This window comes from Streptomyces sp. CAI-85, assembly GCF_013363615.1.
Taxonomy (GTDB): Bacteria; Actinomycetota; Actinomycetes; order Streptomycetales; family Streptomycetaceae; genus Streptomyces; species Streptomyces antibioticus_B.
This window is the reverse complement of sequence record NZ_JAANNX010000119.1, coordinates 1-7,727: the sequence shown is the minus strand read 5'-3', so window position 1 is coordinate 7,727 and position 7,727 is coordinate 1. Positions and strand designations below refer to the sequence as shown.

Here is a 7,727-nt window from a genome sequence, read left to right as displayed (position 1 = left end):
ATCGCGTAGTCGAGGTACGAGCGCTGCATCTCCGTCTCGAGCCCGACGGGCTCGATGCGCATGGCGATGTCGCCGCCCTCTTCCGGGGTGACGGGAGTGTTCTCGTCGGTCATTGCTGGTGGGGGTCCTTCCTGGTGCGGTCAGCCAAGACCGACTCAGATGTCGAGGAAGCGGACGTCCTTGGCGTTGCGCTGGATGAACTGCCGGCGGGCCTCGACGTCCTCGCCCATCAGGACCGAGAACAGGTCGTCGGCCTGGGCCGCGTCGTCGAGGGTGACCTGGCCGAGGACGCGGTGCTCCTGGTCCATGGTGGTCACGCGCAGCTCCTCGGCGTTCATCTCGCCGAGGCCCTTGAAGCGCTGGATGGAGTCCTCGCGGACCCGCTTGCCGCGCTGGCGGCCCATCTCGATCAGCGCGTCGCGCTCGCGGTCGGAGTACGCGTACTCGATGTCGTCCCGGCCCCACTTGATCTTGTAGAGCGGGGGCCGCGAGAGGTACACGTGCCCGGCCTCGACCAGCGGCCGCATGAAGCGGAACAGGAAGGTCAGCAGCAGGGTGGAGATGTGCTGGCCGTCGACGTCGGCGTCCGCCATCAGGATGATCTTGTGATAGCGGAGCTTCTCGATGTCGAAGTCCTCGTGGACCCCGGTACCGAAGGCCGAGATCAGCGCCTGGATCTCCTGGTTCTGGAGGATCTTGTCGATCCGCGCCTTCTCCACGTTCAGGATCTTGCCGCGGATCGGCAGGATCGCCTGGTACTGCGGGTTGCGGCCGGACTTGGCCGAGCCGCCGGCGGAGTCGCCCTCGACGATGAAGATCTCGCACTTGGTGGGGTCGTTCGACTGGCAGTCGGAGAGCTTGCCCGGCAGGGACGCCGACTCCAGCAGACCCTTGCGGCGGGTCAGGTCACGGGCCTTGCGGGCCGCCACGCGCGCGGTGGCCGCCTGGATGCCCTTGCGGACGATGTCCGCCGCCTCGACCGGGTTGCGGTCCAGCCAGTCGTTGAGGTGCTCGTAGACCGCCTTCTGGACGAAGGTCTTCGCCTCGGTGTTGCCCAGCTTGGTCTTGGTCTGGCCCTCGAACTGCGGCTCGCTCAGCTTGACCGAGATGATCGCGGTCAGACCCTCGCGGATGTCGTCACCCGTGAGGTTGTCGTCCTTCTCGCGCAGCAGCTTCTTGTCGCGCGCGTACTTGTTGATCAGGCTCGTGAGGGCCGCGCGGAAGCCCTCCTCGTGCGTACCGCCCTCGTGGGTGTGGATGATGTTGGCGAAGGAGTACACACCCTCGCTGTAACCGCTGTTCCACTGGAGCGCGACCTCGAGGGAGAGGTTCTTCTCCTTGTCCTCCGCCTCCAGGTCGATGACCGAGGGGTGGACCAGCTCCCCCTTGCGGGAGTTCAGGTACGTCACGAAGTCGACGATGCCGCCCTCGTAGTGGTACGTGACGGACTTGACCTCGTCCTTGTCGTCCGCGCCCGCCTCGTCCGCGCCGGTGACGGCCTTCGCCGACTCCCGCTCGTCCGTGAGCCTGATCGTCAGGCCCTTGTTGAGGAACGCCATCTCCTGGAAGCGCCGCGACAGCGTCTCGAAGGAGTACTCGGTGGTCTCGAAGATGTCCGGGTCCGCCCAGAAGGTGACCGAGGTGCCGGTCTCCTCGGTGGCCTCGTGCTGGACCAGCGGCGCGGTGGGCACGCCCATCTTGTAGTCCTGCGTCCAGCGGTACCCGTCGGTCCTGACCTCGACCGACACCTTCGTGGACAGGGCGTTCACGACGGAGACACCCACGCCGTGCAGACCGCCGGAGACCGCGTAGCCGCCGCCGCCGAACTTGCCGCCCGCGTGCAGCACGGTCAGCACGACCTCGACGGCCGGCTTGCCCTCGGAGGGGACGATGCCCACCGGGATGCCACGGCCGTTGTCCACGACCCGCACACCGCCGTCGGCGAGGATCGTCACGTCGATGGTGTCCGCGTGCCCGGCCAGGGCCTCATCGACGGAGTTGTCGACGACCTCCTGCACCAGGTGGTGCAGCCCGCGCTCGCCCGTGGAGCCGATGTACATGCCAGGGCGCTTGCGGACGGCGTCGAGGCCCTCGAGGACGGTGATGGCGCTCGCGTCGTACGAAGCCGAGACCTCGCCGTTGGAGGTGGGGGCAGCGGCGGTCACGCCTTCGTCGGTGGACGGGATGTTCTCGTTGGGGTTGCCGGAATCGGCCACGAAGCGCCCTTTCTGGCACAGCACGAGCCAGGCTCCTCGGCAGGTTGCCGGAGCGGCTGCGGCATGTTGCGTTGGTAAGCCTTGATCAGCGTTGCTCAGCTTTTCCCGGGCGGTCCCCACGTTCGGGGCGGGATTGGCTTCCAGTCTACCGGTACCACTGACAGCGATGGGGGTTTGCCGGTACCTGAGTCCCAATGTGCCGCCCTGAACCGGTCTCCGACGGGTCCCGATATGTGGAAGGGGGCTCCAAGAGGCTCACAGAGGCACTCAGCGCTTCCAGGTGTCAACCCTTGGCTACCGACGAGTCAGGTAGGAATCCGGCCCCGCTCAAGGGGCGTTCAGGGGCGGTTCCCGGACCGACGAAAAGACGGCCGGGGCGGTACGCGCGTACCGCCCCGGCCGTCGAACACGTGATGCAAATCACCCGTAGGTGTCACCGGGACCCGTGCTGCCGGGCGCCCTCAGCGGGCCGTACCGGCGCGGCGGACCGCCCGGTCCCTGCACCTTGAGATGCCGGACCCGGCCCTGTCCCAGATCCTCGTTCAGCCGCGCCACCAGCGTCGGCGCCAGCAACCGCAGATTCGTCGCCCAGGCCGTGGAGTCGCAGCGCACCACCAGGACCCGCTCGTCCTCGTCGTACCGCTCCGGCTCGCAGTGCTTCGCCACGTCCTCGCCGACGATCTGCGGCCAGCGGCCCATCACCCCGCCGACCGCCGCGGGCGCCTCCCAGCCCCGCTCGGCCAGCAGCCGGTTGATCGCCGGACCCAGCGCCATCGGATCGCGCCCGTCCGCCCCCGAGCCGGAGCGCAGACCGCCCCCGCGACGCACCTGCTTCCGCTGCTGCGCCGCGTCGCCCCGCGCGCGTGCCTGCTCGCGTGCCGCGCGCAACGCCACGCGCGCGAGGTCGACACCGGAGGGTTCCTTGCCGGGCGCCGGTCTGTCGGTCGTCATGCCCGCTCCACCGTCCCGTCCGCCACCGTGTACCGCGCTCCCGCGAGGAGATCCGGTACGTCGTCGTCGACCGCCGCCGTCACCAGCACCTGCTCGCCCGGCGCGACCAGCTCCGCCAGCCGCTCCCGGCGGCGGGCGTCCAGCTCGGCGAACACGTCGTCCAGCACCAGCACCGGCTCGTTCCCCTCGGCCCGCAGCAGGTCGTAGGAGGCCAGCCGCAGCGCCAGCGCGTACGACCACGACTCGCCGTGCGAGGCGTACCCCTTGGCGGGGAGCTGGCCGAGCTTGAGCACCAGGTCGTCCCGGTGCGGGCCGACGAGCGTGACACCCCGCTCGATCTCCTGCTTGCGCACCTCCGCGAGCGCCGCCATGAGCTGCGCGTACAGATCCTCACGCGTGTGCGCCTCACCGGGCGCGGACGGCCTGTACTCCAGCGCCAGCGGACCGCCGCCGGGCGCGAGCTGCTCGTACGCCTTGTCCGCCAGCGGCTGGACCGCCGCGACCAGGTCGAGCCGCTGCGCGAGCAGCTCCGCGCCCACGCGCGCGAGGTGCTGGTCCCACACGTCCAGCGTCGACAGGTCCATGGTCCGCCCGCCGTGCCGGCGCGCCAGCGCGGCCGACTTCAGCAGGGTGTTGCGCTGCTTGAGCACCCGCTCGTAGTCCGACCGCACCCCCGCCATCCGCGGCGACCGCGCGGTGATCAGCTCGTCGAGGAACCGCCGCCGCTCCCCGGGGTCCCCCTTCACCAGCGCGAGATCCTCGGGCGCGAACAGCACGGTCCGTACGATGCCCAGCACGTCACGGGGTCTGACCTGCGAGGACCGGTTGATGCGGGCGCGGTTGGCGCGGCCCGGGTTCAGCTCCAGCTCGACGAGCTGCTGCCGCTCGCCCTGTCGGACCTGGGCGCGGACGATCGCGCGCTCGGCGCCCATCCGGACCAGCGGGGCGTCCGAGGCGACACGGTGGCTGCCGAGGGTGGCGAGATAGCCGACGGCCTCGACCAGGTTCGTCTTCCCCTGCCCGTTGGGCCCGACGAAAGCGGTGACGCCCGGGTCGAGCGGGACCTCGACCCGGGCGTACGAGCGGAAGTCGGCCAGCGACAGATGCGTGACGTGCATGGTCGTTCGCCGACCTCCCCAAGGTGCTCAGATACCGGCGGTGGTGCCGCCGGCGGTGGTCACTTCTTCTCGACCGCGTGGCCGCCGAACTGGTTGCGCAGCGCGGCGATCATCTTCATCTGCGGCGAGTCCTCCTGGCGGGAGGAGAACCGCGCGAACAGCGAGGCGGTGATCGCGGGCAGCGGCACGGCGTTGTCGATCGCCGCCTCCACGGTCCAGCGGCCCTCGCCGGAGTCCTGGGCGAACCCCTTCAGCTTGTCGAGGTGCTCGTCCTCGTCCAGGGCGTTGACCGCGAGGTCGAGCAGCCAGGAGCGGATGACGGTGCCCTCCTGCCAGGAGCGGAAGACCTCGCGCACGTCCGTGACGGAGTCGACCTTCTCCAGCAGCTCCCAGCCCTCGGCGTAGGCCTGCATCATGGCGTACTCGATGCCGTTGTGGACCATCTTGGCGAAGTGTCCGGCGCCGACCTTGCCCGCGTGCACCGCGCCGAAGTCGCCCTCGGGCCGCAGCGCGTCGAACACCGGCTGCACCCGGGCGACGTGCTCGGCGTCGCCGCCGTACATCAGCGCGTAGCCGTTCTCCAGGCCCCAGACGCCGCCGGAGACTCCGCAGTCCACGAAGCCGATGCCCTTGGCGGCCAGCTCCTCGGCGTGCTTCTCGTCGTCCGTCCAGCGGGAGTTGCCGCCGTCCACCACGACATCGCCCGGCTCCAGCAGCTCGGCCAGCTCGTCGATCGTCGACTGGGTGGCGGCACCGGCCGGGACCATCACCCAGACCACGCGCGGACCCTCCAGCTTGCCCACAAGCTCTTCGAGGCTGTGGACATCGGCGAGGTCCGGGTTGCGGTCGAATCCGACGACGGTGTGGCCGGCGCGGCGGATCCGCTCGCGCATGTTGCCGCCCATCTTGCCGAGGCCGACGAGACCGAGCTCCATCAGTTGTTCCTTAGGTCGCTGTGTGGCGTGAAGGGCACCTACGCACCCGCGAGGGCACGTGCGTACCCCCGTCCGAGCCTAAACCCGGACGGTCGCGCACACCTGTGGGCCCAGGCGCTCAGACGTACGGCCCCACCTGCGGGTTTTCCCCACAGGCCGGGGGGAGTTTCCCACGGCCTGTGGACAAGTCCGCCACCCTTGCCGGGGTCAGCCGCTGAGCCGCACCGGCATGATCAGGTACTTGTAGGCGTCGTCCGCCTCCGCGTCCAGCGCGGGCTTGCCGCTGAGCAGCGCGGGCTTGGTGGACGTGGTGAACGAGAGCTGGGCAACCGGGGAGTCGATCGCGCTCAGGCCGTCCAGCAGGAAGGTCGGGTTGAAGGCGATCGAGATGTCGTCGCCCTCGAGCTGCGCGTCGACCCGCTCCACAGCCTGTGCGTCGTCGCTGGAGCCGGCCTCCAGGATCAGCACGCCCTGCTCGAAGCTCAGCCGCACCGGGGTGTTGCGCTCGGCGACCAGGGCCACACGCTTGACGGCCTCCACGAAGGGGGCGGTCTCGATCACCGCGACGGAGTTGAACTCGGTCGGGAACAGGGTGCGGTACTTCGGCAGGTCGCCTTCGAGGAGGCGGGTGGTGGTCCGCCGCCCGGCGCCCTCGAAACCGATCAGGCCCTCGCCCGCGCCCGAGCCGGAGAGCGCCAGGATGACGCTGTCACCGCTGGTCAGCGCCTTGGCGGTGTCCAGGAGCGTCTTGGCGGGGACCAGGGCGACGGCGGACGCCTCGGGGTTCTCCGGCTTCCACAGGAACTCGCGGACCGCGAAGCGGTAGCGGTCGGTGGAGGCGAGGGTGACGGTGTCGCCCTCGATCTCGATGCGCACACCGGTCAGCACCGGAAGCGTGTCGTCGCGGCCGGCGGCGATGGCGACCTGGGCGGCCGCGGAGGCGAAGACCTCGCCGGGGACCGTGCCCGTCGCGTTCGGCATCTGCGGCAGCGAGGGGTACTCCTCCACCGGCAGGGTGTGGAGCGTGAAGCGGGAGGAGCCGCAGACCACCGTCGCCCGTACACCGTCTGTGGAAATCTCCACCGGGCGGTTCGGCAGGGCGCGGCAGATGTCCGCCAGCAGCCGGCCGGAGACGAGGACCGTGCCCTCCTCCTCGACCTCGGCCTCCACCGACACCCGCGCGGAGACCTCGTAGTCGAAGCTGGACAGGCTCAGCGCGCCGTCCTCGGCCTTCAGCAGGAGGCCGGCGAGGACAGGCGCCGGCGGACGGGCCGGAAGGCTGCGCGCCGCCCAGGCCACTGCCTCCGCGAGTACGTCGCGTTCCACCCGGATCTTCACTCTTGCCGCCTCCTGCTGTTGCCGGCGCTTCTCGGCCTGCCTGGCTTCGTCGTCTGTCTCGGTGGTCCCGACGCTCCCGACGGTCTCGATGCGATCGGTGTGATCGGCCGCTGCGACGGGAAGGACCACCGGGGACCAGTCTGACGCACCGCACTGACAGTAGGTGCCTCTCGGGGTCAAGTCGTGACGAGGGGCAGCCGGGCGCCGAAGGGCGAGTTGTGCACAGGACCCACTTCGAAACGGATTCCCAGCTATCTCTAGTTGGAAGTAGTAGTAGGGGCTGTGGATACCGTGGATAACCCCGTTTTCCCAGCTCAGAGCCCAAATTTTATCCACCGGGCCTGTGCATGGAGGCGGTGGACAACCGGGGCGTTCTGTGGAGAACAGAAAGTTCTGCACACTCCGTACACAGGGAGGGCCGACTTCTCCCCAGCTCCGTCCCCAGGTTTGCGCGTCTTTCCCACAGGGCCTCGCGGCAGCTTCGTGTGACGCCTTTCACTCGACCCGGTGAGCAGCCGCATCGCGTTGCCGAACAGTGGACAGGGATGTGGAGAAGCGGATGATCGCTGGGGACAACCGGCTCCAGGCTGTGGGCGGGCGGTGGACAACTCTCTCCACAGCTTGTGGATCATTTCTCTGTCCACAGCCTGTGGAGATCCTTCGTCCACGAATCCACAACCCGGTGACCTGGTCTGATGGTCCTTCACCAGGGGACCCTGTGGATACAGTCTGGACAACTTCCCGGTCCCCAGGGTGTGGACGGGAAAAAGTCACCGAATCTGTGGAGGAAGGCCGTAACCTCGCGGCGAATCGAACAGCGGCGGTGGACGGCGCACGACCGGCGAGGGTCGCGCCGGGGTCGTCGAGAGCCTCGGGGGGACCTCTGGAGGTCTCTGAGGGGGCATTCCGGAGCCTTCATGCACGCACAAGGGCGCCCCGGGGACCGTTCCCCGGGGCGCCCTCGGTGCCGGTGCGCGGCGGTGCTCAGCCGGCCTTGATGCGGTTGGTCAGCTCGGTGACCTGGTTGTAGATCGAGCGGCGCTCGGCCATCAGATTGCGGATCTTGCGGTCCGCGTGCATCACCGTCGTATGGTCGCGGCCGCCGAACAGCGCGCCGATCTTCGGCAGCGACAGGTCCGTCAGCTCCCGGCAGAGGTACATGGCGATCT

At 69.3% G+C, this 7,727-nt stretch carries 6 protein-coding genes; all 6 read right to left on the bottom strand.

The window, feature by feature from the left end; genetic code table 11:
* Positions 1 to 155: 155 nt before the first annotated feature.
* Positions 156 to 2,216: a DNA topoisomerase (ATP-hydrolyzing) subunit B gene (gyrB, locus tag G6W55_RS36515; RefSeq protein WP_205068749.1), complete on the bottom strand. Its 2,061-nt coding sequence runs from the start codon at positions 2,214 to 2,216 to the stop codon at positions 156 to 158.
* Positions 2,217 to 2,636: 420 nt separating this feature from the next.
* Positions 2,637 to 3,167, bottom strand: coding sequence for a DUF721 domain-containing protein (locus G6W55_RS36510; protein ID WP_175524912.1), 531 nt, complete (start codon positions 3,165 to 3,167; stop codon positions 2,637 to 2,639).
* On the bottom strand, positions 3,164 to 4,285 hold the full coding sequence (gene recF, locus G6W55_RS36505; RefSeq protein ID WP_175524911.1) for a DNA replication/repair protein RecF: 1,122 nt from the start codon (positions 4,283 to 4,285) through the stop codon (positions 3,164 to 3,166). Before recF ends, G6W55_RS36510 begins: the two co-directional genes overlap by 4 nt.
* Before the next feature lie 59 nt (positions 4,286 to 4,344).
* A complete protein-coding gene (gnd, locus tag G6W55_RS36500) occupies positions 4,345 to 5,220 on the bottom strand; it encodes a phosphogluconate dehydrogenase (NAD(+)-dependent, decarboxylating) (protein ID WP_175524910.1) in 876 nt (291 codons plus the stop codon).
* Between the two features lie 207 nt (positions 5,221 to 5,427).
* A complete protein-coding gene (gene dnaN / locus G6W55_RS36495) occupies positions 5,428 to 6,558 on the bottom strand; it encodes a DNA polymerase III subunit beta (protein ID WP_030795063.1) in 1,131 nt (376 codons plus the stop codon).
* A 984-nt stretch (positions 6,559 to 7,542) separates the two neighbouring features.
* Positions 7,543 to 7,727, bottom strand: a 185-nt coding sequence (locus G6W55_RS36490) for a helix-turn-helix domain-containing protein (protein WP_303049967.1), incomplete at its 5' end; no start/stop codon positions are given.

Excerpts from the sequence above, each read along its gene's own strand:
- gnd (WP_175524910.1), bottom strand. The coding sequence starts at position 5,220 with ATGGAGCTCGGTCTCGTCGGCCTCGGCAAGATGGGCGGCAACATGCGC.
- G6W55_RS36510 (WP_175524912.1), bottom strand. The coding sequence starts at position 3,167 with ATGACGACCGACAGACCGGCGCCCGGCAAGGAACCCTCCGGTGTCGAC.
- recF (WP_175524911.1), bottom strand. The coding sequence starts at position 4,285 with ATGCACGTCACGCATCTGTCGCTGGCCGACTTCCGCTCGTACGCCCGG.